Here is a 21,695-nt window from a genome sequence, read left to right on the forward strand (position 1 = left end):
ATCTGCGATAGTGGCGGCAGGTAACACTTTCCGCTTGCATCCATGTCATTCGCTTCGGCGCAGCATCTCGGCGAAGTCCTGCAACAATCCTATGGCATCACCCCTACCGCCGTGGTGCCACGCCCGGTGGGTGCCGACGCCAATGCCAGCGTGTATCGCGTCGATGCGCGGCACGGGCAGTGGTGGTTGAAATGCCGCACCTACCAGGTTGACCCCGCAGTGTGGGACAGCCTGCATTGGATGCGCGGCACGCTGGGTATCGATGAGATCGTCGCGCCGTGGCCGGCATTGACCGGTGGTGCGTCGGTGCAGCGTTGGGGATTGCAGTTCACCCTGTTCCCTTATGTGGAAGGCCAGTCCGGGTTCGAGGCGGCGTTGAGCCGCACGCAGTGGAAACGGCTGGGGGAGGTGCTACGGCGCCTGCACGGCGCGCAGCTGCCAGCGGACCTGCAGCAGGCGCTGCCGATCGTACGGTTGGAAACCGCGGCGCTGGAAACCGTTGGGCAATGGCTGGCTGGCGAGGGCCTGGCGGCCGCGAAGGACGGGCTGGGCCGCGCCTTCGTTTCGGTATGGGACCGGCAGCATGCGCGCATCGCGGCGCTGCATGCGCAGGCACGGGAGCTGCTCGCGGCATTGCAGGACGTGCCGGTAGAGCTGCATCTGTGCCACACCGATCTGCATGCCGGCAACCTGCTGATGGGCAATGACGGGGGCCTGCACCTGATTGACTGGGATGGCCTGTCGCTGGCACCGCGCGAGCGCGACCTGATGTTCATCGGTGCGGCTGTTGGCGGGCGCTGGGGGCGCGAGAATCCGCTGGGCTTCGAGGACGGCTACGGCAGCGACCGCGGCGACCCGCGCTGGATCGCCTGGTACCGGCATTGGCGCGTTCTGCAGGACCTGATCGAGTTCCAGCAGGTGCTGCTGGGCAGCGACGGTGAGGAGCGTTCGCCGCAACTGCGCAGGCAGTCGCTGCACTACCTGGGCGAGCAGTTCGCACCGGGCAATGTGTTCGATGCGGCGGAGCGGGTGTATCGCGCGCTGGAATAGGTACTGGGCCGTTGCCAGGATCGCCCCGGGTAGAGTCGACTGTTAGTCGACTGCTCTTCGATTGGAATAGGCAAAGCCCGCGCTGCGCGCGATAGTCGACTAACAGTCGACTCTACCAAGGGCTTGTCCATCGAGGCGGTTTTCATTCGGCGGGCTTGGCCGCTGCCGAGGCCGCTGCACTTGCGGCACGCCGCGACAGTACGGCTTCGCGGTGGGCGATATAGGCGTTCGCGGCAAGGATGATGCCGGCGCCGATGATCGTCCAGCGGTCCACCGTTTCGTTGAACAGCAGCCAGCCGCACAGCGTCACCAGCGGCAGCTGCAGGAAGCTGATCGGGGTCAGCGCCGAGACTTCGCCCAGGCGCAGCGCCCGCGTCCACAGCAGCTGGCCGACCGTGCCGAGCACGCCGGTGGCCAACAGCCACAGCCACGCCACGCCGGTGGGCCAGACCCAGACGAACAGGGCAGGCAGCAGCGACAGCGGCACCCAGAACACGTAGGTATAGAGCACCACGGTATCGGCGCTGTCGATACGGGTCAGCTGCTTGATCTGGATCGCCACCAGCGAGCTGAGCACGGCGGCAGCCACTGCCACCAGGCTGCCCGCAGTGAAGCCGGCGGTACCGGGGCGCACGATCACCAGCACGCCGATGAAGCCGACCACCACTGCAGCCCAGCGCCGTACGCGCACGGTCTCGCCCAGCCACAGCACGGCAGCGATGGTGACGAACAACGGCGTGGAGTACGACAGCGAAACCGCCTGCGCCAACGGCAGGTGGCCCAGTGCCCAGAACGCGCACAGCATCGAGCCCAGGCCGATCGCACTGCGCACGAAATAGCGTGGCAGCTGCTGGGTCTTCAGCGGCGCGTGGCCGGGGCGCAGCAGCATCGGCAGCAACGCGAGCAGGCCGAAGGCATTGCGGAAGAACGCCACTTCCTGGGTCGGCACGTAGCGCGTGGCATAGCGGATGGCCACCGCCATCAGGCCAAATGCCATGGTGCTGCCGAGCATCAGCAGCGCCGCCCGCATCGGGGTCGCGCTGGGGGAGAGGGCGGGGCTGTTCACCACTGTGCGCCGAGCAGGCGGGGCTCCGGTTCGATCGGTACGCCGAACTTCTCCAGCACCGAAGCGGAAATACGTCGCGCCAGCGCCAGCAGTTCAGCACCGGTGGCGTTGCCGTGGTTGACCAGCACCAGTGCGTGGCTCGTCGCCACGCCGGCATCACCTTCGCGGAAGCCCTTCCAGCCGCAGGACTCGATCATCCATGCCGCCGAGACCTTGCGCTTGCCGTCCTGGTCGGACGGGAACACCGGCAGTTCGGGGAAGTGCTGCAGCAGCACGTCGACCTGTTCCAGCGGCAGCACCGGGTTCTTGAAGAAGCTGCCGGCGTTGCCCAGTACATCCGGGTCGGGCAGCTTGCGGCGGCGGATCGCGATCACCGCATTGGCCACGTCCACCGCGCTCGGCAATTCCACGCCCTGCGCCTGCAGTTCCTCGCGGATGCCGGCGTAGTCCATGCGCAGATCGTGCAGCAGCGGCAGCTTGAGCTCGATGGCGGTGATCAGGTAGCGATCAGGCTGCTGCTTGAATACGCTGTCGCGGTAGGCGAAGCCACACTGTTCGTTGTCCAGCCGCACCCAGGCCCGCTCCTGGCAGTCCCAGGCCTCGACGGCCTGGATGAATTCGCCGACCTGCGCGCCGTAGGCACCGATGTTCTGGATCGGCGCGGCACCGGCGGTGCCGGGAATCAGCGCCAGGTTCTCCAGGCCGGACAGGCCCTCCTGCAGGGACCACATCACCAGCCCGTGCCAGGGCACGCCGGCACCGGCGCGGATCACCGCATGGTCGGCGCGGTGTTCAAGGAAACTGATGTCACGGTTGCCGAACACCAGTACCGTGCCAGGCAGGTCCTCGGCGATCAGTACGTTGCTGCCGCTGCCCAGCACCAACAGCGGGCCGTTGGCCACCTCGGGCAGCGCGAGCACGTCCGGCAGCAGTGCGGCATCGTGCAGCTCCAGCAGCTGCGCTGCGCTGGCCTGCACATGGAAGGTGTTCAGCGCCTGCAGCGGCGCATTGCGGGTGAGCGTCCAGCGCAGCGGTGCGTTGCCGTCGACGGTATCCATGGGCGCGCTCACAGTGGGGCCACCGCGCCGCGGCTCGGTGCTTCGCGACGGCGACGGATCGCCTCCACGCATTCGGAGACCAGCGCCGGGCCACGGAAGATCAGGCCGCTGTAGCACTGCACCAGCGCCGCACCGGCGGCCATCTTGGCCACCGCATCGGCACCGGACAGGATGCCGCCGACACCGATCAGCGGTACCGATTCGGGCAGGCGCGAACGCAGGCGGCGCAGCACCAGCGTGGACTGCTCCAGCACCGGCGCACCGGACAGGCCGCCGGCCTCGTTGGCCAGCGGGTCGCCTGCCACCTTGCTGTGGTCGATGGTGGTGTTGGTGGCGATCACGCCGTCCACCTGCAGCTCGCCGAGCACGCGGGCGGCGGCATCGATGTCGCGCTCGCTCAGGTCCGGCGCCACCTTCACCAGCATCGGCACGCGGCGACCATGCTGCGCAGCCAGGGCTTCCTGGCGGTCACGCAGCTGGCTGACCAGTTGGCGCAGCGCGGTTTCTTCCTGCAGCTCACGCAGGCCGGCGGTGTTGGGCGAGGAGATGTTGACCGTGATGTAGTCGGCCAGCGGATAGACCTTGTCCAGGCAGGCGATGTAATCGTCCACCGCCTGTTCGTTGGGGGTGTCCTTGTTCTTGCCGATGTTGATGCCGAGCAGGCCGCGACGGTTGCGCGCGCGTTCGACGTTGCGCACCAGCGCGTCCACGCCCGCATTGTTGAAGCCCATGCGGTTGATGATTGCGTTGTGCGCCGGCAGGCGGAACAGGCGCGGCTGCGGATTGCCGGCCTGCGGACGCGGGGTGATGGTGCCGATCTCGACGAAGCCGAAACCCAGCGCGAACAATGCATCGATGTGCTCGCCATTCTTGTCCAGGCCGGCGGCCAGGCCGACCGGATTGGGGAAGGTCAGCCCGAACACGGTGCTCGGCATCGGCGCGATGCGTGCGGCCAGCAGCGGCGTGGTGCCGGTGCGATAGGCCAGGTCCAGTGCGGACAGGCCAAGGCCGTGGGCGCGCTCGGCGTCGAGCGAGAACAGGAAGGGGCGGGCAAGCGAATACATGCGTCGGTTCAGTCCAGCGTGCCGAGGAAGGCTCGGGTTCGATATTCAAAAGCAACCTGGCCGTCGACCGCGTGGGCGGCGAACAGGTCCTGCAGGGCGGCGATCATCGGCGCATGGCGCGGATGACCGGCTTGGGGTGCGTAGGAGGAGGACAGCAGGCGCCCGCGCAGGGCGTCGAAATCCAGATATTGCACGTTCGGCAGCTCCACCATGCCGCGCAGGCCGGGGCCGAACCACGCCTGCATGGTGGCGTCGTCCTGGTAGCGCTCGGCAACGGCGGTGTAGTCGGTGCCGTAGTCCAGCAGCAGCTGCTCGTAGCCGATCAGGAACGGGCTGGCGTCGAGCAGGCGCGAGTTCCAGTAGATCAGTGCCAGGCCACCCGGGCGCAGGATGCGCTGCCACTCGGCGCGCACCGCTACGGTGTCGAACCAGTGGAAGGCCTGCGCGACGCTGACCAGATCGATGCTGGCATCGTCCAGTGTGGTGGCCTCGGCGCGGCCGTCCACCGCACGGAACTGCGGGTACTGCGGTGCCAGCCATTCCTCGGCCGCGCCCCGCATGGCGGCGTTGGGTTCAACCGCGACTACTGGATGGCCGCTGGCCAGGAACAGGCGACTGGAAATACCGGTGCCGGCGCCGATGTCGGCGACCACGGCCTCGTGGCTGACGCCCATCGGGCCATGCAGCCACTCCAACAGGGCGGGCGGGTAATCGGGCCGGTAGCGGACGTAGTCGGCGACGCGGCTGCTGAAGCGTTCAGAGCTGTCGGAAGTGGTCATGATGATCAGTTCGACATCGCGGCGAGCCAGGCCAGGCCGCCGAAGAACAGGATGAAGACCAGGATGGCGGCGATCACGGCGCCGACCATCACCCAGCCCAGCACCAGACCGGTGACGGCGAGGCCATCGCCTTCCAGTTCATGCGGGCGGCGGCGGATCTCGGCGCGGGCCATGTGGCCGGTGATGATGGCCACGATGCTGGCCACGAAGGGCAGGACGGTCCAGCTGGCGATGCCCATGACCAGGCTGACCACGGCCAGGGCGCTTGTCTGTCGGGGTGCCACGCTCATCGGGGTCCTCCTTGGCAGTGTGCACATGATAGTGCCTCTGCCCGGGCAATCCCATGCCCGGCGGATGCGATGGCAGGCGTCGACCGGAATGTCAGCCATGGTAGGCGTCGACCTTGGTCGACGAAAGCCATGCCAACCAAGGTTGGCAGCGACCGGTGTGCCGGTATCAGCCCATCAACACCTGGCCGCCATCCACGTTGAGCACATGGCCGGTGATCCAGCGCGCCAGCGGCGAGCACAGGAACAGGGCGGCATCGGCAATCTCGCGCGGGTGGCCGAAGCGGCCGAACGGGATCTTCGCCAGGGTGCCGTGGTACAGCGCGGGATCTTCGGTGCGGCGGCGATCCCACAGGCCGTCATCGAACTCGATCGAGCCCGGGGCGATGGCATTGACCCGGATCCGGTCCTTGGCCAGCGCCAGTGCCTGCGAGGTGGTGTAGTGCGACAGCGCGGCCTTGGCGGCAGCGTAGGGCGCGCCACCGGGACGCGGCTGCTGGGCGGCGATCGAGGACAGGTTGAGGATGCAGGCATCGCTGGATGCGCGCAGCCACGGCAGTGCCAGGCGCGAGGCCCGTACCGCCGCCATCAGGTCGATCTGCAGGCTGGCGGCCCAGCCGTCCTCGTCATCGGCCATGCCATAGCCGGTGGCGTTGTTGACCAGCACATCGATGCCGCCGAGTGTATCGGCGGCAGCCTGCAGCCAGGCCTGGATCTGGTTGGCCTCGCCCAGATCGGCAGGAAACGTGTGCAACTCGACGCTCTGTACCTTTGCATCGGCACGCAGGGCATCCAGGCCGGCCTGGCCGCGGGCGCAGACCGAGACCCGCGCACCGGCGCCGGCAAATGCCAGCGCCATCTCACGGCCAATGCCCTTGCTGCCACCGGCGATGAGCACGCGGCGGCCGGTGAAATCAATCACCGGCTTGCCACCCTGTAGCGCCGAGCCATGCTCGGCTGCATTTCCTGCGGTGTTCATTGCACATCCTGCCGAGCATGGCCCGGCACTACAGAAAGCGTTACAGGTCGAACTTGATGCCCTGTGCCAGCGGCAGCGAATCCGAATAGTTGATGGTATTGGTCTGGCGGCGCATGTAGACCTTCCACGCATCCGAACCGGATTCGCGGCCACCGCCGGTGTCCTTCTCGCCACCGAAGGCGCCGCCGATCTCCGCACCGGACGTGCCGATGTTGATGTTGGCGATGCCGCAGTCGCTGCCGGCGGCCGACAGGAACTTCTCGGCGGTCTTCAGGTTCTGGGTGAAGATCGAGGACGACAGGCCCTGCGGCACGCCGTTCTGCATGTCGATGGCTTCGTCGAGGGTGTCGTACGGCATCACGTACAGGATCGGCGCGAAGGTCTCGTGCTGGACCACGGCGTCGCTGTTCTTCAGGCCGGAGACGATCGCCGGCAGCACGAAGTTGCCGGCGCGGTCGATGCGGGTGCCACCGGTCTCGATGGTGCCGCCGGCCGCCTTGGCCTGGGCGATGGCATCGAGGAACTGCTGCACGGCGCCGTCGCTGTTCAGCGGGCCCATCAGGTTGGCGGCATCGGTCGGGTCGCCGATCTTGCCTTCCACCTGCTTGTAGGCCTTGACCAGGGTGGCCAGCACGTCGGCGTAGATCGAGCGGTGCACGATCAGGCGGCGGGTCGTGGTGCAGCGCTGGCCGGCGGTACCGACGGCGCCGAACACGATGCCCGGCACGGCCAGCTTCAGGTCGGCGGTTTCGTCCAGGATGATGGCGTTGTTGCCGCCCAGCTCCAGCAGGCAGCGGCCCAGGCGGCGCGCGACCTTTTCGTTGACGGTGCGGCCGACCTGGGTCGAGCCGGTGAAGCTGATCAGCGGCACGCGACGGTCATCGACCATCTTCTCCGACAGCGCGGTGCCGGCATCGTTGATCAGGAAGAAGATGTCCGGGAAACCGGCTTCGCGCAGGGCGTCGTTGCAGATCTTCAGCGAGGCGATGGCGGTCAGCGGCGTTTTGTTGGACGGCTTCCAGATGCACACGTCGCCACAGATGGCCGCCAGGAACGAGTTCCAGCTCCAGACCGCCACCGGGAAGTTGAAGGCCGAGATGATGCCGACCAGGCCCAGCGGGTGGTACTGCTCGTACATGCGGTGGCCGGGGCGCTCGGAATGCATGGTGTAGCCGTACAGCATGCGGCTCTGGCCCACGGCGAAATCGGCGATGTCGATCATCTCCTGCACTTCGCCATCGCCTTCCGGCTTGCTCTTGCCCATTTCCAGGGCGACCAGCGAACCCAGCGCATCCTTGTGCTTGCGCAGCGCTTCGCCGCACAGGCGCACGGCCTCACCGCGGCGCGGGGCAGGCGTGGTGCGCCAGACCTTGAAGGCTTCCTGCGCGCGGGCGACGACGGTCTCGTACTCGGCCTCGGTGGTCGCGCGGACCTGCGCGATCGGCTCGCCGGTGGTCGGGTTGACCGGGGTGATCAGCTCACCGCTGGTCGCGCTCGACCACTCCCCGTTGCCCAGGTACGTGCCAGCGTTGATCGCGTCCAGGCCAAGGGACTTGAGCAGCTCGGAAGACATGCAGACTCCTGTGTTTCGTTACGTTGTTTGGCGCCATCGCGGGCAGGTGGGGGACGCGATGAACAGAACCGCCGATGGTAGCAGAGGGTGGTGGTTGGGCTTTGGTGCGGTGCGGGGTGGGTGGAGCGCCAGTGAACCGACATGAAGTGCGCAATGACGTTCATTTTTTGACGCTAAATGACGCATGTTGATGCAAATTGACACACTGGAAATTGTCAATATTTTCAATTGGATAGGGTGGTTTCATGGCATTCGTCCGAGCCTGTGCCCAGTCGGGATTCCTATCTTTTGGCCCAGACTTCATCCACAATTCCTCCACATTTGATTGACACAACCTCGACGATTCCGTGCTGGCTGGGGAGTCCGCGCACGCGGACGCAGACAATTCCGCGTCCCGTCGAGCCGAGAATGGAGAAGTGCGTTGCTACAGGGATCAGTAGAAGACCTTTCCGCAGAGCGGGCCCGGGCTGGTCGCCGCCGCGTCGAAGCCCGGGCTGCCTTGGAGTTGGGGCTACGCCTGGGCGACATGTTGCTACTGCCAGGCATGGCAGTGCTTTCCCATATCGTGTTGTATGGAGCAGCTGCGCCGGACTCCTCCCAGCGAATCGTGTTTGGCGCAGTGATTCTCAGCGCCATCGTGTGTTTCTCCGTGGCGCCGCTGTATCGGAACTGGCGCATGCGGGGGTTGCTCGCTGACCTCTGGCTGTTGTTGCTGGCCTGGTCTGCCACCTTTGCGCTGTTCTCGCTCTATGTCGTGCTGGTCGGGCTTGCCGATGTGGTGCCCTCGACATGGCTGATTGGCTGGTACGCCTTTGGTCTGGGATCGATGGCGGCGCTGCGAGTGCTGCTGAGGGTGCAGTTGCATCGCCTGCGCTCGCGCGGGATGGACCACGAGCGGATCCTGCTGGTCGGGCTAAGGGCTCCCGCGTTGAGGCTGCATCGCCTGCTGCGCGGGAAGCCAGAGCTTGGCAAGGACGTCATCGGCTACTTTGCCAGTGCGGGCGATATCGCCACCCGCCGTGGTGGGGACGCGCCGTGCAGGCTGGGGCGACTGGAAGACGTCCCGCAGTACATGGATCAGCACCGCGGCGAATTCGATCAGGTATGGGTGTCTCTGCCGATGGGGCATGCTGGCGCCATCAAGGACATGCTCAAGCAGATCGAGCGTTTTCCGGTGCCTGTGCGTCTGATTCCTGATACCACGGGCCTTGGGGCGCTGAACCCTGGTGTCCACCAGGTGGGTGATGTGCCGATGATCGGTGTACGCCAAGGCTTGGTTGATCATCGATTCCGCTTGTTCAAGCGCGTCGAGGACATCATGGTTGCAGGCGTGGCAGTAATCCTGCTGGCGCCCTTGTTTGCCGTGTTGGCCATTGGTGTGAAGCTGAGTTCTCCGGGGCCGGTGCTGTTCCGCCAGAAGCGCCATGGACTGGGCGGAAAGGAATTCTGGATGCTCAAGTTCCGCTCCATGCGCGTACATGCAGAGGGCGCCGGGCAGATCACCCAGGCGACGCGCGGTGATCCGCGAGTGACCCGGTTCGGTGCGTTCCTGCGTCGCAGCAGCCTGGATGAGCTGCCACAGTTCTTCAATGTGCTGGGCGGTAACATGTCGGTGGTTGGGCCGCGACCGCACGCGATTCAGCATAACAATCACTACGAGCGTGTGATCGAGCGCTACATGCATCGCCACTATGTGAAGCCGGGGATTACCGGCTGGGCGCAGGTCCACGGATTGCGTGGTGAGACACCGGAGTTGCGCTCGATGAAGAAGCGGGTCCAGTACGACATTGATTACATCCGGCGCTGGAGTCCGACGCTGGACGTACGGATCATTTTGATGACGGCCTTCAAAGTGCTGGGCCAGAAATCGGCATACTAGGCGAGGCTGCTGCCGGCATGTGGCGGCACGCTCGGATGGAAGTGCCTGGTCTGTAGGGGCGGCCAGGTGTTGCGTGCCATGTATTGAAGAATTGATGGAAACCGTTGTCCGTGTTCAAGAATATTCTGGTTGTGTGTGTCGGCAACATCTGCCGTAGTCCGTCGGCGGAAGTGATGCTGCGTGAGGCTGTGAGCGGCAGGGGCATCACGGTGTCCTCGGCCGGGCTGGGGGCCCTGGTCAATCATGGTGTGGATGCCACCGCGCAGGCGCTGTTGACCGAGCATGGCCTGGATGGCAGCAGTCATCGTGCGCGGCAGATCGACCGCGGCATCCTGGCAGCTTCGGATCTGGTGCTGGTGATGGAGCGCAAGCATGTCCATCGCATCATCGAAATCGCGCCGGAGGCGTCGGGCAAGACCTTCCTGCTGGGCAAGTGGCAGTCCGATCGCGAGATTCCCGATCCCTATCGCCAGCAACGTGCTGCATTCGAGCACGTCTACACGCTGATGGATGAGGGGGTGAAGAGCTGGGTGCGTTACCTCTGATTGCACAAGCTCTTTGAAGTTGCGCTGCAGACGAATGGCCGGGAGCCGTCAGGCTCCCGGCTTTTGTCATTCCCCGACGTTACGCAGATTGTCGTAGAAGAAGCGCTCGTCGCGATCACCGGTCATGCCGTACAGGCCGTACTTGCGGCCGAGCATGGCGCCACCATCGCGGATCAGTGGGTTCCAATTGAAGGCCGCACGGCCACGCGTGGAGCGTGGCAGGAATCCATCGAGCGGAATGCTGAAGTAGATACCCTTGTCGAAGCTGCCTTCACCGAAGTCGCGCGCCGAGACATTGGTCTTGGTCGCATACGCGCCCATTGTCACGCCGTTGTCGAATACGCGGGCCAGGTCCAGAGTGGCGCCCTTGTCGCCGGCCAGATACTGGCCGACCGATAGCGAGCCGATGATGCGTTCACGGGCGTCGAGGGCGTAATAGAACGTGGCGTGGCCGGTGGTGACGCGGTAGTCACGAAGGCCCCAGTGCTGGTCATAGTCGCGCTGTTGCACCCGGTTGAGATTTGCGCCAACCGCCCAGCGCTCGCCGCTTGGGCGATACAGCAGTTCGCCGCCTACGCCAGCATACATCCACTCCAGGTAGCCTGCGTAGGCGATGCCATACAAGTCCGGTGCCAGCCGCCCGGCGATGTTGGCCTGCAGGTTGGGCAGCATGATGTCGGAGGTGGTCAGGTACTGGCGGATGTCGGTACGTACACGCGGCAGGCGGCTTGGGGCGTTGTACTTGAACTTGTGGTAGTTGTTGGTGACATCGGCACTGATGGTGCCGGTCAGCCAGATGTTGTCGCGCAGGAACAGGCTGCCCGTATAGTTGGCTGCGACCTGGTACAGAATGAAGCCATCGGGGCCGCCAAGGTTCTGCCGGTAGCCGATGTTGAAGCCGCCGCCGAACGGGTTGCGCTTGGGTGTGTAAAGCGTTTCGCGCGCGCGCGCGTCAGGCGCCTGCAGTTCCGTGCTCCGCCGCAGTATGTCTTCGCTGACGGTGCCATCCAGGTATCCCGCGAACGCTTCGCGGTTGATCGACAGATCGGCAATCGGCATGCCCACGCGGGTGGTACGCAGGGTGAACCAGTTGTAGTTATCGCCGGTCGCGTTGGTAAGAATGCGCGTGGCGCGTCCCAGGCCCTTGGCGGCATGCAGGTAGCGGGTCTGGTAACCGTCGACATACAGTTCGTCGCCGCGGCGCGAAATGCGTTCGACACGGAAGCCGGCATTGCGCTGCAGCTCGGTGCTGATCGCTGCCCAATCGGTGCTGGTGCCAGGTGCGGCACCAGAAGCGTCGCTGTTGGCAGCTGATGCGCGCTGATCGACGGCGGCCGTCTCGGGCAGCAGTCGCTGCGGTGGCGGGTCGAACGGCTTCGGTGCAGCAGGCGCATTGCCCGGGTTGCCACGCAGGGTGAGCGAGAACATCGCCGCGTCGCCGCGCTCCCAGGCTGCAGTCAGCTCTACATTGCGGTTTGGCACATAGACCAGGCCCACGTTGACGGGCGTGCGCTGGCGCAGGTTGTTGTTGCGGGGTTCGCGGCGGTAGTCGTTGCCGTCGTATTCGACTTTGAGCAGCAGCTCATCCATCGGCGTCTGGTAGGTGATGCCGCCAAAAACGCCAACTGGCCCCTTGAACATGTTGCTCAGGCCGAACTTGCCGGACTGGGTGATGTCACTGTTGGCAATGGAGCGGCGGTTCTTGAAGCGATCATCGATAGCGCCGAGTGGATTGGAGAAGTCGCCGCGGTTGCCAATGTAGCCGGTGGCAAGTCCGATCGACGCATCGATCGGACCGAAATTCTTGTTGGCAACCAGGTATTCGCTGGAAAAGAATCCAGTGCCACCCAGATCGCGCACGCCAAAGGCCAGCTCCGGCAGCAGGCGTGATTCCTGCCACAGGCGCAGTTTGAAGTCGATCGACTTGTCCTTGTAATGCTGATCGCCTGCAACGCTGGGCCCGTACAGTAAGTTATTGACATTAATGTAGCGGAATGATGCCTCCAGCCATGGAAATGGCTGCATGGTCAGGTTATAGCGGGCGTACGGAGCGTTGTATGACGCCGTAAAGCTCAGGTCTCCGTCGCTTGCCATGCGCGCGGTAGGTGTCTGCAACAGGCCGATCCCGCCCCATTCGTTGGCAGTGGGTGGCGGCGCCTCCTGTGCATGCAGTGCGCAGGACAGCGACAAGGCGAGCGCGCTCAGTGCGAAACGGGCGGGGCGCACCGGGTGCGCGCGCAGGCAGGACTGGGTCATCACGGGTTGATGGGCTGGGTGGCGATGAACGTGGCGAAATCGCTGTTGAACAGCGGGTCGATATGCTTGATGAGGGACGCACGTACGGGCACGAAGACCGTACCTCCAGGCGCGACGGCCTGGGGATCTGCGCGGTTCCACAGGCCGATACCCAGCTGCTGGATTCGCCCGTCGGGTTGGATCACGTAAATATCGTTGCGGTCAGCAAGAGGACTGGGATGACAGTCACCCATATAGTCGCGCGCATCGCGCTGCGGGACGTGCGGCAGCTCGCATTCCTGCTCCACTGCGCCCATGACGGTGATCGTGCGTGGCTGCAGTGGGAACCGCAGCCTATCGCCTGTGGCTAGTATCGGGTTGTTCGCGGGCTGGACCTGGATCAGTCGTGCGGGTCCGGCGATGGGCGTCCGGCCGGTGGCCGGATGTGTCTCCAGCCAGGTCTGCAATGCCTGCGCTAGCGTCACTACCTGTGCGTCGGCAGACTCTGCCAGCTGCCCGACGCCATACTGCAGCCCCGCGCGCAGCCGCACTTGGGCCTGCAGGGCATGTGGGCGTTCGAGGCTTGTCCCCAGTAGGTAGGCGTCGGTGTTTGGGCGGGCTAGCAGTAGCCCGTCGGCCAGACGGGCGCCAGCGCTCAGCTCGTACTCCCCGGCTGCTTCGACGGCACCTTCAATATGTATCTGCGCGGCCTGGACGCCAGTGGCAGCAAACAGCGCGGCAAGGATTGCCGGGTTGGGAAATCTGAACGTCATGGCTCAATCCTTGGCCGTGCGATAGGGTTTGAGCTGGGTCAGTTCTGCGACGCGGCCGGGTGCCAGATGTTGTCGGCTTTTCCAGATGAAGCCCGTGACCGGATCTGCCCAGTAGACATTGCGGCCACTCATTCCGCCGCCCTGTAGCCGCTCGTCGAACCGCTGCAGGGTTCGACGCGAACCCAGTATGTCTACCTGCTCCAGTGCACCCCTGCTCAGTGTGCCGGTCACGGCGACGTCGACCTGGTAGGCGGGAACCCAGTCATAGCGGCGTTGCACCGTAACGGGCGCGGTCACTGTACGCAGGTCCTCGAACGGCGAAGGGCCATCGATACGCGCATGCCATTGCTGCCCCAGGCCGCTGCCACCCAGCAGCAGGCCGTGAGCGTCCATTTCGAACACCGCATGTGAGCCTGCGAACCACTGCTGGCGGCCTCCATCGATGTAGCCCAACACCGCCACTGCGGTGAGGTCAGGAGTTTCTACCTGCATCTGTGGGAAGCGGTTGTTGGCCACGCCTTCTGCGGTCGCCTGCGCCGGGCGATGGGTGATCAGCCGGAAGGTGTCCACTGTGGAACGGCTGCCGGTGGTGCACCCGGTGAGCAGCAGGGCGGCGACGATGACCATCAACACCGCGCCATGGGCCCGATGTGCTGGGCAGTGGCAAGCCGCATCCATGCGAGCCATGTCAGTTGTCCTTGATTTCGGTTCCGGTACGCGCCGCGTTGTACAGGATATTGGTGAAGGGCAGCAGCTGATTTACGAATCGGTTCCAACGGCTGACGCCGGCTGCGCCGACAAATACCACGTCGCCCGGCTGCAGATGGAACTGGCTGCCGGCAGCAAATGCGGTCGGCGAGCGCGCCTCCAGCTGATAGACCATCGACGGCTCCTGCTGCAGGTCCGTGCTGCCGCGGATGACATACACGGCGTTGCCGTTTGCGGTCTGTTGAAGCAGGCCGCGAGCACGGCCCAGTGCCTGGTTCAGCGAGACATCGCCCGTACGGAAGCTGTAGGCGCCAGGCTGATTGACTTCGCCCACCACGAAGATCTCTTTGCGATCCAGATAAGGGACGAAGATGGAGTCGCCATCCTTGAGGAGCAATTGGCGGCCGCCAAACTCGCGGGCCAGGGTTTCCAGATTGATCGTGTAAGTGGTGCCTTCCCGGCTGAGCTGGATGCCGGACAAGTCGGCCTGCTGGTTGTCCAGTCCGGACTGGCTGATCGCATCCGCCAGCGTCAGCGGCGAGGTGCCCAGAGCAATCGGTGAGGATCGCTGGGCAGCGCCTGTCACCCAGACCCGCTGGCTGCCATAGGTGAGGACGGATACGTCCACTTGGGGCGATTCCACGTACTTGGCCAGGCGGGTGCTGATCTCCTCGCGGAGCTGCATCGGCGTCTTGCCTGAAGCTGTGACCTTGCCGATGTATGGGTAGAACATCGTGCCGTCACTCTGCACAAGGCGCCCTGCCAGAGCACCTTGCTGCTGGGGACCGGCCGGCACGGTCAGTTCCGGGTGATCCCATACGGTGACATAGAGAATGTCGCCGGCGCCGACCGTGTACGGTGCCGGCTGGTAATCGAACAATGCAGCCGGCAGTGAATTCTGCGTACGCGCGGCGTTTTCCTGCGCGATCAGCTTCGGCGTGATGGTGACGATTTCCAGCTGACCATCGCCGCTCTTGCGGTCAACGGCGACGTCGCTGCGGCGCAGGTGCTGTCCCGGCGCAAGCGCACAGCTGGACAGTGCCAGTGCGGTCAACGCAGCGGCAAGAAGGCGAGGGGTGATGTTATTCATGGGAATGAGAGTCTGGCAGGCATAAAAAACCCCCGCCGGGCCGCGCCCGGCGAGGGCCTGAGTGGTACGCGGTGCGCTGATCAGCCGCCGGTGCCGCCGGTGCCGCCCGTACCACCGGTGCCGCCCGTACCGCCGGTGCCACCCGTACCAGGGCCGCCCGGACCCGGGCCGCCCGGATCAGTGCCGCTGCCGCCGTCATTGCTGCCGCTCGTGCTGTCGCCGCCGATGCTGTAGGCAACGGCAGCGGCGGCCACGCCGATTACGGTGGTGCCCACGACTGCAGCGGTCGAGACGCCAGCAGCTTCTGCGCCGGCAACTTCAGCCGCAGTAGCCTCCGTGCCGGCCGTAGCCTGCGCTTCCTGCGCGAAACTCATCATCGGGGAGGCGGACAGGGCCGCCAGTGCCACAACTGCGATCGTCTTCTTGAACATGGGAGGCCTGCTCCGTCAGGGGAAATTCCTTTCACATATTCTGCGGATGAACCCTTGCTGTCAAGATTTGTGAAAACTTCGTGCCTAATGATGGCTTCTGTCTGGCGACGAATTGCCGCGTAGATTCTGGCGCTCGAATGCCTGCGTGCGGCCGGACAGTGTCTTCGCAGCGGCCTTCACGAGGTCATGAGTGTGTAAATCTGCGAGCAATATCGGCGTGGTCATGGCGGCGGCAATGGTCAGCAACGCGGCGCGGCCATGCACCGCCAGGATGTTGCCCAGCGTCTGTCCGTGACGCAGCACCCAAGCCGACGCAGCCAGGCCGAGGCTGAGTCCTATGATGATCTCGGAGGGGGAATGGGCCCGCAAAGGCAGTCGAGAGTATCCGATCGCGACTGCAAGCCCCGCGCCAGCGACGGCCCAGGCCCGCAAGTGTCGGCTGCGGCCGCTGGCCAGCAGCCATAAGGTCACGGGATAGAGCACGCTGGACATGGCGGCATGCCCGGAGATGCCGGTGAAATCCAGATGCTCCAACCCGAAACCCCAGCCCATGAAGGCGATCTTGCTGGCCAGAGTGGTCGCGGCGACTACAATGATTGCCGTTGCCCAGCGCCATAGTAGGCGGCGGTGAGAGGTTGGCAGGAACAAGGCGAGTACAGTGGCAAGCGGAAACAAGGCGCGGCTGTCGCCGAGCGCAGACAGGCTCTCCCAGAAGGTCATCATGCGGCGACGGTATAAGTGCAGGGGGTGGATGTGCGCAGAATACTGGTGCTGGACGTCCTGCAGAACGCCCAGCGCTTGGTCCATTCAGCTGGACGCGGTATCCTGTGCCGCTGCCAGTGGCCCCGTAGCTCAGCTGGATAGAGCGTCCCCCTCCTAAGGGGAAGGTCGCCCGTTCGAATCGGGCCGGGGTCACCATAAGTCAATGGCTTGCGGCATTTGGCCAGCTTGCAGATTGTCTTGAAGCGCCAGTTGCTCCCACAGGTGCGGAATGCAGGCGCTGCGCGGAAGTTCGCTGCGCTGATGGTGTGGACCTCCGCTCATTTCAGGCGGCCCGCAGCTTGCACTACTGTGGTCATTCATCCCGGCTTCTGTCGCGGAGGGCGAGGAATGCGGCAATTGCGCTTGCAGCGACGCCAAGCAAAAAGCCGAGGACCATTCCGTCGAACCAACTCAAGCTCGCCACGTTGCCCCCATGCAAAGACTGATGCGCGAACAGCGTTCTGCTGCTTGTGTTGTACTGCGAAGGGGCAAAGGTATGGTCCCGGGCTTTCGCGGGCCTTACAGAGAACAATTCGCATCTTGGTGTCGCGAATCCCAGGTGATCTGCAGCAACAGATCTTCGCGGTTGTTCCGGGGCGCGTTCACCGTGCGGCTGACGCGGTAGGCCTCCATCACGTCCCCAGAACGGCACCGTGGTCAGATAGCCGCCATGTGTTAAACCGCCCAGATCATGGCCGCCTACCAGGATAAGGTCGCCCGTTCGAATCGGGCCGGGGTCACCATTCGGCACTGCTGCATTGCAGTCGCTGGCTGGAGTTCTATAGCAACCCCAGCCCGCCCAGCACCGTCGCCACCTCCTCGCGCTCGCCACCACGCAGCCCCTGCAGCGGCAACGGCATGCAGTTCTCGCCGCACAGCCCCAGCAGGGTCGCCGCGCAGGCCATGACGCGAATCCCGCCAAACCGGTCATACAACGACCACAGCGGCGCCAGTCGTGCCGAGAGGGCAATGGCACCCTCGGCATCGCTGTTTCCCACGGCCCGCACGATCTGCAGCGCAACCTCAGGGAACAACCCTGCTGTCACCGAATACCAGCCATCGCACCCCGCCAGCAGTCCAAGCACCGCCGAGGCGTCACCACTGACGCCCAGCGTCACATGCGCAGGAACGCACGGACGGAGTGGAGCAACGCGCGCGGCCACCTCAACCGGATCATCAGCAAGGCGCGGGATCTTGATCGAGGCGATGTTGGGCAGTGCGGCGATCCGGCCATGCAGCGCATCGGTGAAGCGGAAATGCGTGGTGCCCGGATTGTCGTAGACGCAGATCGGTGTGCGCACCGCTGCGCATACGGTTTCGAACAGCGCTTGCACCTCATGATCCTTCAGGGGCTGGTAGGACACGGGGGCCAGCAGCAGGCCAGCAGCACCCGCATCCTCCGCATCCAGCGCCAGTGCCAGCACATCGCGGGTACGCAGTGCACCGATGCCGGCGATCACCGGTACGCCCCCGGCATGCGCGAGTGCTTCGCGCAGCACCCGCTTGCGCTCGGGCTTTTCAAGATAGGCGTAGCTGCCCGTAGAGCCCAGGACGCCCATTGAATCAACACCGGAATCAGCCAGGCGCTCGATCAGGTGCGCAAATGCCCGAAAGTCGATGCCGCTTCAGAGAGCGGGGTCAGGGGAAACGCGCTGAGGCCATTGAACATGGGATCTCCCAGAACTGGGATGGGTTGGGTGCCACCGCGCCTGGGGCGTGACGACTGGACGTCTGGAATTGTTTATTGTCCTATGACAAAACTCAAGTGCGGCCATGCAGCGTGTCTATCCGGTGCAAATGGCGCACCATGAATGTCATGGAACCGAACCTTCGCCCCGTCCAGCCTTCGAACTACGCCACCGTCGCCAGCTGGCCCGAATCCGCCGGGGCCACCCAGCGCTGGGCAGGCCCGGGTGTGCCGTTTCCACTACCGCCGGAGCGGTTCGCGCAGGTGCTTGAGCTCGAGGTGCGCCCGGGCTGGGCGCTGCTGGACGAGCAGGGTGTTTGTGTTGGATTCGGTCAGTACTGGATGACCGCAACCGACACGTCGCACCTGGGTCGCATCATTATTTCCCCACTGGCACGCGGGCGCGGCCTTGGCCGGCTGCTCGTTCAGTCCTTGAGTGCACAGGCGATGCGCGAAAGCGGTATCCAACGCCTCACTCTGCGTGTCTATCGTGACAACACGGCCGCCGTGGCCCTGTACCGCGATCTCGGTTTCCAGCAGGTTGAAGCGTCCTCAACGCAGGAACTTCTGTTCATGCAGCGCACGTCGGGCTGAATCCTGTTCAAGCAGGTGTGGCGGCCTGCAGGGCACACCATTGCTCCCGGGTGATGCGGCTGATGTGCTCGGTACGGTAGTCGCCAAGGAAGCTGTTGAACGTGTTCACTTCGGTATGGTGATGCTGGAAACCGCATTTGCTCTGCGCGGTGAGCGATTGCAGGTTATCAGCGAAGTAACCGCACCACAGCGCTTCCAGCTCCAGCTGCAGGAATGCATGCCGCATCACTTCGCGCACCGCTTCGGGGACCAGCCCGCGGCCCCAGTACGGTACGCCGATCCAGTAGGCGATCTCGCCTTCGCGGTCGCTGATCTCGAAGTTGCTGTCAGCGCCGATCAGGATGCCGACACAGCCGATGGCGCGGCCGTCTTCGCGGTTCTGCAGAGCGTAGACCTCCGGTTGGTTGAAGACGGTGCGGATGATTTCGGTACTTTCCTCGACACTGGTGTGCACCGGCCAACCGGCGATCGGACCCACGCGCGGGTCGCGGGCGTACTCGTACAGATCGGCGGCGTCGGTGTCTCGCCAGGGGCGAAGGATCAAGCGTTCGGTGTGCAGCTGCATGTCGATTCCAAGGAGACAAAGAGAGTGCACAGGCTAGGTCGCCAGGCGCGACCGGCCCAGAACGGGACCTTGATGGTTTCGGTACTTTTCACAACTGATGGTCGAGCCCGGGTATGCTGGGGCCCGGAATACAGCCGGATCGGCCCATGGACCGCGTACCCCAGCTTCTGGACCAGGACGAATCCATGCGGCTGGAGGTCAGTACGCTGGCCGAAGGACAGGGCGTCCCGTTGTCGTTCGGTCACGCCTATCTGGTGGTACTGGTATGCGTCTCGGGGTGCGCGCGCTTTGCACTGAATTTCCGCGAAGTAGCGGTGCAGCGTCATGATGTGCTGGTGCTGGCAGAGGACACGCTGGCGCTGCTGCGGCATCGCTCGCGCGGCTTCCTGGCGATGGTCTGCCTGATGCCCAAAGCGCTGGCATCGGAGGTGGCCTATGTGTTGCCCAATGCGCTGTTCCAGTTCCTGCACGAACAGCCGCACTGCCGGCCGTCACCGTTGGATGTGCCGTTGCTGCAGGGATGGTTGCAGCTGATGATGGACGCGCAGCACAACGGTGGACGGCATCGCCACGTGATGCTGCGCAATCTGCTGCAGAGTTTCTTCCTGAAGATGGCCACGTTGCTGCCGAAGCAGAAGCGGGCGCCCGCGCAGGTCAGCCGACGCGAGCGCCTGGCCTGGAGCTTCTGGGAGCTGGTCGGGCAGCGCAGCACGCGCCAACGTGACGTGCAGTCCTACGCCGAGGCGCTGTGCATCACCCCGTTCTATCTTTCGCAGCTGACCCGCGAGTGCTTCGACGAGACGCCGAAGGCGTTGATCGACCGTCAGGTGGTGCTGGAGATCAAGGCACTGCTCACCTACAGCGAATTGCCGATCGGTCGCATCGCCGAGCGCCTGTGTTTCGAGGATGCGTCCTACCTGTGTCGCTACTTCCGGCGGCATACCGGTCAATCGCTGACTGGCTACCGCCGGGCGGGGCAGGGTGGCACTAATGTGATACGAACAGCGGCGCCGGTACTTCGGCGAGCAGATCCTCGGTGACTCCGCCGAGCACGCGCTCGACCACCCGGCTGCGGCTGTAAGGGCCCAGCACCAGCAGGTCTGCGTCGGCATCGAGTACGTGCTGGCGGATGGCTGCGGCAACGCCGCCCTGGCTCGAGCTGATCGTCTGGATCTCCACTTCAACGCCATGCCGCGATAGATGCTGGGCCATCTCTGTGCCGGGTGTGGCCTCGGCCTTGGGCGTGTCGACCATCAGCAGGTGCACCGCTTGTGCACGTGCGAGCAGGGGCAGCGCATCGGCCACCGCGCGACGTGCCTGCTTGCTGGCATTCCAGGCCACCACAATGCGATGGCCTACCTGATCGCCTTGCCAATGCGGCGGCACCAACAGCATCGGCACGCCGGTCTGGCGCAGCGTGCCCAGCGGGTGCCAGCCAGAAGGGGCGCCGGGCGTGCGCGGATAGCCGGCGATGATCAGGTCGCAGTACAGCGACTGCAGGGCCAGGTCGGCGCCGCCCAGATAGTCCGAGACGATGCGCAGTTCGGTGCTGATCTGCAGCGGCTCGGACACGGCACGCAGGTTCTGCATCAGCTGTGCGGTGCAGGCGGCATCCGCGCGCGCCTCATGGTCGAGCGCGGCGGCGATGCCGGCGCCGCGCGCGAAGCCGTTGGCGATGTCGGTGGGATGCTGGGCGGTGGAGACTGCGACCAGATGCGCCTGCTGCGCCTGCGCCAGATGGGCGGCGATGTTGAGAACGCGGTTCCCGGTGTCGCTGGCGTCGAACAGTACAGCGATATCGCGTAGTGGATGCAGCATGGCGTTGTCTCCTTCGATGCCTGTGACGCGTTCCCTGTCGCGCACCGACCCGGGTGCACCGGACGCACACCCGTTTTAGCGCATTGGTGATTCGGATGAATCATCCGTGATTCAGTTTATTAATTGATGATTCATGCTAGCGTGAGGGCGAACCCATACCTCGGCGTTTTCATGCGACCTGCCGCAGCACGCACCCGCCGCGACCTGCACCACGCCCTGGCAGCCACCCTGGTCAGCCATCCCCGCTGCACGCTCAGCGAACTGGCGCAGGGGGCAGGCATCAGCCGGGCCACGCTATATCGATTTGCACCGACACGTGAAGCGATAGACGAAGCACTGTTCGCCGCAGGCTTCGAGCGTCTGGAAGCGGCGGCGGTCTGGTTCGACGAGGGCGGTGATGCACGCCACGTGCTGGAGCGGGTCACCGCCACGCTGCTGGCGGACTGGGAACTGGTGACACTGCTGTTCGCACGGATGATGGAAGAGCAGCAGCGCCAGGGCGACCTGCATCTGCTGCCGGAGCGCTGGGCGCCGATCGGCGAGCGCTTCGAGGCCTTTTTCCTGCGTGGTCAGGCGGCCGGAGAGTTCAACGTCGGTTTCACCGCAGTGTGGCTCGCGGACTTCTATTGGACCTGTTTCTACGGCATCACCTGGTCACTCGCACGTGGTCGGCTGGCGCCGGCCGCGGCGGCCTCCACGCTGCTGGCGTCGTTCCAGCGGGGGGCGATGAAGGGATGACCGCAGGGGCTTGC

At 64.8% G+C, this 21,695-nt stretch carries 22 protein-coding genes and 1 tRNA gene; 7 read left to right on the plus strand and 16 right to left on the minus strand.

The genetic code is table 11. The annotated features are described in order from the left end of the window. The first annotated feature begins 42 nt into the window (after positions 1-42). Entirely contained in the window at positions 43-1,050 is a 1,008-nt protein-coding gene (locus tag AC5P6E_RS17560; RefSeq protein ID WP_019338466.1) for a phosphotransferase, read from the plus strand. Between the two features lie 142 nt (positions 1,051-1,192). Here AC5P6E_RS17560 and AC5P6E_RS17565 read toward each other — a convergent pair whose 3' ends face one another. The 7 genes from AC5P6E_RS17565 to amaB all read right to left on the minus strand — a co-directional run bounded on the left by AC5P6E_RS17565 (position 1,193) and on the right by amaB (position 7,856). Continuing rightward, positions 1,193-2,080: a DMT family transporter gene (locus AC5P6E_RS17565; protein ID WP_019338467.1), complete on the minus strand. Its 888-nt coding sequence runs from the start codon at positions 2,078-2,080 to the stop codon at positions 1,193-1,195. Between the two features lie 32 nt (positions 2,081-2,112). After that, positions 2,113-3,174: a UDP-N-acetylmuramate dehydrogenase gene (murB, locus tag AC5P6E_RS17570; RefSeq protein ID WP_053442898.1), complete on the minus strand. Its 1,062-nt coding sequence runs from the start codon at positions 3,172-3,174 to the stop codon at positions 2,113-2,115. 8 nt (positions 3,175-3,182) lie between these two features. Then, positions 3,183-4,238 carry a quinone-dependent dihydroorotate dehydrogenase gene (locus AC5P6E_RS17575; protein WP_019338469.1) on the minus strand — a complete coding sequence of 352 codons (1,056 nt, stop codon included), beginning with the start codon at positions 4,236-4,238 and terminating at the stop codon, positions 3,183-3,185. An 8-nt stretch (positions 4,239-4,246) separates the two neighbouring features. Beyond that, positions 4,247-5,017 carry a class I SAM-dependent methyltransferase gene (locus tag AC5P6E_RS17580; RefSeq protein ID WP_159360065.1) on the minus strand — a complete coding sequence of 257 codons (771 nt, stop codon included), beginning with the start codon at positions 5,015-5,017 and terminating at the stop codon, positions 4,247-4,249. A 5-nt stretch (positions 5,018-5,022) separates the two neighbouring features. Next, positions 5,023-5,307, minus strand: a complete 285-nt coding sequence (locus AC5P6E_RS17585; RefSeq protein ID WP_010484694.1) for a DUF4190 domain-containing protein — start codon at positions 5,305-5,307, stop codon at positions 5,023-5,025. A 166-nt stretch (positions 5,308-5,473) separates the two neighbouring features. Beyond that, entirely contained in the window at positions 5,474-6,283 is an 810-nt protein-coding gene (locus tag AC5P6E_RS17590; protein WP_197576614.1) for an SDR family oxidoreductase, read from the minus strand. Positions 6,284-6,323: 40 nt separating this feature from the next. Further along, positions 6,324-7,856, minus strand: a complete 1,533-nt coding sequence (gene amaB, locus AC5P6E_RS17595; RefSeq protein ID WP_005413146.1) for an L-piperidine-6-carboxylate dehydrogenase — start codon at positions 7,854-7,856, stop codon at positions 6,324-6,326. A gap of 526 nt (positions 7,857-8,382) precedes the next feature. On the opposite strand from amaB, the gene AC5P6E_RS17600 reads away from it, so the two are divergent. Together AC5P6E_RS17600 and AC5P6E_RS17605 are read left to right on the plus strand one after the other, a co-directional pair. Next, positions 8,383-9,735, plus strand: a complete 1,353-nt coding sequence (locus AC5P6E_RS17600; RefSeq protein WP_192810360.1) for an undecaprenyl-phosphate glucose phosphotransferase — start codon at positions 8,383-8,385, stop codon at positions 9,733-9,735. A gap of 110 nt (positions 9,736-9,845) precedes the next feature. Beyond that, a complete protein-coding gene (locus AC5P6E_RS17605; RefSeq protein WP_029550852.1) occupies positions 9,846-10,280 on the plus strand; it encodes a low molecular weight protein-tyrosine-phosphatase in 435 nt (144 codons plus the stop codon). 66 nt (positions 10,281-10,346) lie between these two features. Here AC5P6E_RS17605 and AC5P6E_RS17610 read toward each other — a convergent pair whose 3' ends face one another. The 6 genes from AC5P6E_RS17610 to AC5P6E_RS17635 all read right to left on the minus strand — a co-directional run bounded on the left by AC5P6E_RS17610 (position 10,347) and on the right by AC5P6E_RS17635 (position 16,324). Beyond that, on the minus strand, positions 10,347-12,536 hold the full coding sequence (locus AC5P6E_RS17610; RefSeq protein ID WP_019338475.1) for a YjbH domain-containing protein: 2,190 nt from the start codon (positions 12,534-12,536) through the stop codon (positions 10,347-10,349). Then, entirely contained in the window at positions 12,536-13,288 is a 753-nt protein-coding gene (locus tag AC5P6E_RS17615) for a capsule biosynthesis GfcC family protein (protein ID WP_019338476.1), read from the minus strand. The genes AC5P6E_RS17610 and AC5P6E_RS17615 overlap by 1 nt, the downstream gene beginning before the upstream one ends. A 3-nt stretch (positions 13,289-13,291) precedes the next feature. Next, positions 13,292-13,915, minus strand: a complete 624-nt coding sequence (locus tag AC5P6E_RS17620; protein WP_019338477.1) for a YjbF family lipoprotein — start codon at positions 13,913-13,915, stop codon at positions 13,292-13,294. 61 nt (positions 13,916-13,976) lie between these two features. Beyond that, positions 13,977-15,086 (minus strand): polysaccharide biosynthesis/export family protein, encoded by a 1,110-nt coding sequence (locus tag AC5P6E_RS17625; protein ID WP_049436285.1) that lies wholly within the window; start codon positions 15,084-15,086, stop codon positions 13,977-13,979. Between the two features lie 80 nt (positions 15,087-15,166). Further along, positions 15,167-15,517, minus strand: coding sequence for a hypothetical protein (locus AC5P6E_RS17630; protein WP_019338479.1), 351 nt, complete (start codon positions 15,515-15,517; stop codon positions 15,167-15,169). An 84-nt stretch (positions 15,518-15,601) separates the two neighbouring features. After that, complete coding sequence (locus tag AC5P6E_RS17635; protein WP_019338480.1) at positions 15,602-16,324, minus strand: phosphatase PAP2 family protein; 723 nt, start codon at positions 16,322-16,324, stop codon at positions 15,602-15,604. A 34-nt stretch (positions 16,325-16,358) separates the two neighbouring features. On the opposite strand from AC5P6E_RS17635, the gene AC5P6E_RS17640 reads away from it, so the two are divergent. Further along, positions 16,359-16,435: transfer RNA gene (locus tag AC5P6E_RS17640), tRNA-Arg, on the plus strand. A 623-nt stretch (positions 16,436-17,058) separates the two neighbouring features. On the opposite strand, the gene AC5P6E_RS17645 is transcribed toward AC5P6E_RS17640, so the two are convergent. Next, positions 17,059-17,838, minus strand: a complete 780-nt coding sequence (locus AC5P6E_RS17645; RefSeq protein WP_019338482.1) for a dihydrodipicolinate synthase family protein — start codon at positions 17,836-17,838, stop codon at positions 17,059-17,061. A 257-nt stretch (positions 17,839-18,095) separates the two neighbouring features. On the opposite strand from AC5P6E_RS17645, the gene AC5P6E_RS17650 reads away from it, so the two are divergent. After that, the gene (locus tag AC5P6E_RS17650) at positions 18,096-18,560 is read left to right on the plus strand and encodes a GNAT family N-acetyltransferase (protein WP_019338483.1); all 465 of its coding nucleotides are present in this window, start codon (positions 18,096-18,098) and stop codon (positions 18,558-18,560) included. A gap of 7 nt (positions 18,561-18,567) precedes the next feature. Here the strand turns inward: AC5P6E_RS17650 and AC5P6E_RS17655 are convergent, their stop codons facing one another. Further along, positions 18,568-19,125 carry a GNAT family N-acetyltransferase gene (locus AC5P6E_RS17655; RefSeq protein ID WP_019338484.1) on the minus strand — a complete coding sequence of 186 codons (558 nt, stop codon included), beginning with the start codon at positions 19,123-19,125 and terminating at the stop codon, positions 18,568-18,570. Between the two features lie 146 nt (positions 19,126-19,271). Between AC5P6E_RS17655 and AC5P6E_RS17660 the strand changes: the two genes are divergently transcribed. Further along, a complete protein-coding gene (locus tag AC5P6E_RS17660) occupies positions 19,272-20,165 on the plus strand; it encodes a helix-turn-helix domain-containing protein (protein WP_019338485.1) in 894 nt (297 codons plus the stop codon). Here the strand turns inward: AC5P6E_RS17660 and AC5P6E_RS17665 are convergent. Beyond that, positions 20,113-20,943 carry a universal stress protein gene (locus AC5P6E_RS17665; protein ID WP_019338486.1) on the minus strand — a complete coding sequence of 277 codons (831 nt, stop codon included), beginning with the start codon at positions 20,941-20,943 and terminating at the stop codon, positions 20,113-20,115. The genes AC5P6E_RS17660 and AC5P6E_RS17665 overlap by 53 nt on opposite strands. 171 nt (positions 20,944-21,114) lie before the next feature. Between AC5P6E_RS17665 and AC5P6E_RS17670 the strand changes: the two genes are divergently transcribed. Further along, positions 21,115-21,681, plus strand: coding sequence for a TetR/AcrR family transcriptional regulator (locus AC5P6E_RS17670; RefSeq protein ID WP_010482618.1), 567 nt, complete (start codon positions 21,115-21,117; stop codon positions 21,679-21,681). Positions 21,682-21,695 lie beyond the last annotated feature (14 nt).

It is taken from the genome of Stenotrophomonas sp. YJH_SMC_16 (assembly GCF_059367875.1).

What these genes read in the sequence shown, in the direction of transcription:
- AC5P6E_RS17560 (WP_019338466.1), top strand. Translation starts at nt 43, where the DNA reads ATGTCATTCGCTTCGGCGCAGCATCTCGGCGAAGTCCTGCAACAATCC.
- AC5P6E_RS17565 (WP_019338467.1), bottom strand. Translation starts at nt 2,080, where the DNA reads ATGCGGGCGGCGCTGCTGATGCTCGGCAGCACCATGGCATTTGGCCTG.
- murB (WP_053442898.1), bottom strand. Translation starts at nt 3,174, where the DNA reads ATGGATACCGTCGACGGCAACGCACCGCTGCGCTGGACGCTCACCCGC.
- AC5P6E_RS17575 (WP_019338469.1), bottom strand. Translation starts at nt 4,238, where the DNA reads ATGTATTCGCTTGCCCGCCCCTTCCTGTTCTCGCTCGACGCCGAGCGC.
- AC5P6E_RS17580 (WP_159360065.1), bottom strand. Translation starts at nt 5,017, where the DNA reads ATGACCACTTCCGACAGCTCTGAACGCTTCAGCAGCCGCGTCGCCGAC.
- AC5P6E_RS17585 (WP_010484694.1), bottom strand. Translation starts at nt 5,307, where the DNA reads ATGAGCGTGGCACCCCGACAGACAAGCGCCCTGGCCGTGGTCAGCCTG.
- AC5P6E_RS17590 (WP_197576614.1), bottom strand. Translation starts at nt 6,283, where the DNA reads ATGAACACCGCAGGAAATGCAGCCGAGCATGGCTCGGCGCTACAGGGT.
- amaB (WP_005413146.1), bottom strand. Translation starts at nt 7,856, where the DNA reads ATGTCTTCCGAGCTGCTCAAGTCCCTTGGCCTGGACGCGATCAACGCT.
- AC5P6E_RS17600 (WP_192810360.1), top strand. Translation starts at nt 8,383, where the DNA reads ATGTTGCTACTGCCAGGCATGGCAGTGCTTTCCCATATCGTGTTGTAT.
- AC5P6E_RS17610 (WP_019338475.1), bottom strand. Translation starts at nt 12,536, where the DNA reads ATGACCCAGTCCTGCCTGCGCGCGCACCCGGTGCGCCCCGCCCGTTTC.
- AC5P6E_RS17615 (WP_019338476.1), bottom strand. Translation starts at nt 13,288, where the DNA reads ATGACGTTCAGATTTCCCAACCCGGCAATCCTTGCCGCGCTGTTTGCT.
- AC5P6E_RS17620 (WP_019338477.1), bottom strand. Translation starts at nt 13,915, where the DNA reads ATGGTCATCGTCGCCGCCCTGCTGCTCACCGGGTGCACCACCGGCAGC.
- AC5P6E_RS17625 (WP_049436285.1), bottom strand. Translation starts at nt 15,086, where the DNA reads ATGAATAACATCACCCCTCGCCTTCTTGCCGCTGCGTTGACCGCACTG.
- AC5P6E_RS17630 (WP_019338479.1), bottom strand. Translation starts at nt 15,517, where the DNA reads ATGTTCAAGAAGACGATCGCAGTTGTGGCACTGGCGGCCCTGTCCGCC.
- AC5P6E_RS17635 (WP_019338480.1), bottom strand. Translation starts at nt 16,324, where the DNA reads ATGGACCAAGCGCTGGGCGTTCTGCAGGACGTCCAGCACCAGTATTCT.
- AC5P6E_RS17645 (WP_019338482.1), bottom strand. Translation starts at nt 17,838, where the DNA reads ATGGGCGTCCTGGGCTCTACGGGCAGCTACGCCTATCTTGAAAAGCCC.
- AC5P6E_RS17650 (WP_019338483.1), top strand. Translation starts at nt 18,096, where the DNA reads ATGGAACCGAACCTTCGCCCCGTCCAGCCTTCGAACTACGCCACCGTC.
- AC5P6E_RS17655 (WP_019338484.1), bottom strand. Translation starts at nt 19,125, where the DNA reads ATGCAGCTGCACACCGAACGCTTGATCCTTCGCCCCTGGCGAGACACC.
- AC5P6E_RS17660 (WP_019338485.1), top strand. Translation starts at nt 19,272, where the DNA reads ATGGACCGCGTACCCCAGCTTCTGGACCAGGACGAATCCATGCGGCTG.
- AC5P6E_RS17665 (WP_019338486.1), bottom strand. Translation starts at nt 20,943, where the DNA reads ATGCTGCATCCACTACGCGATATCGCTGTACTGTTCGACGCCAGCGAC.
- AC5P6E_RS17670 (WP_010482618.1), top strand. Translation starts at nt 21,115, where the DNA reads ATGCGACCTGCCGCAGCACGCACCCGCCGCGACCTGCACCACGCCCTG.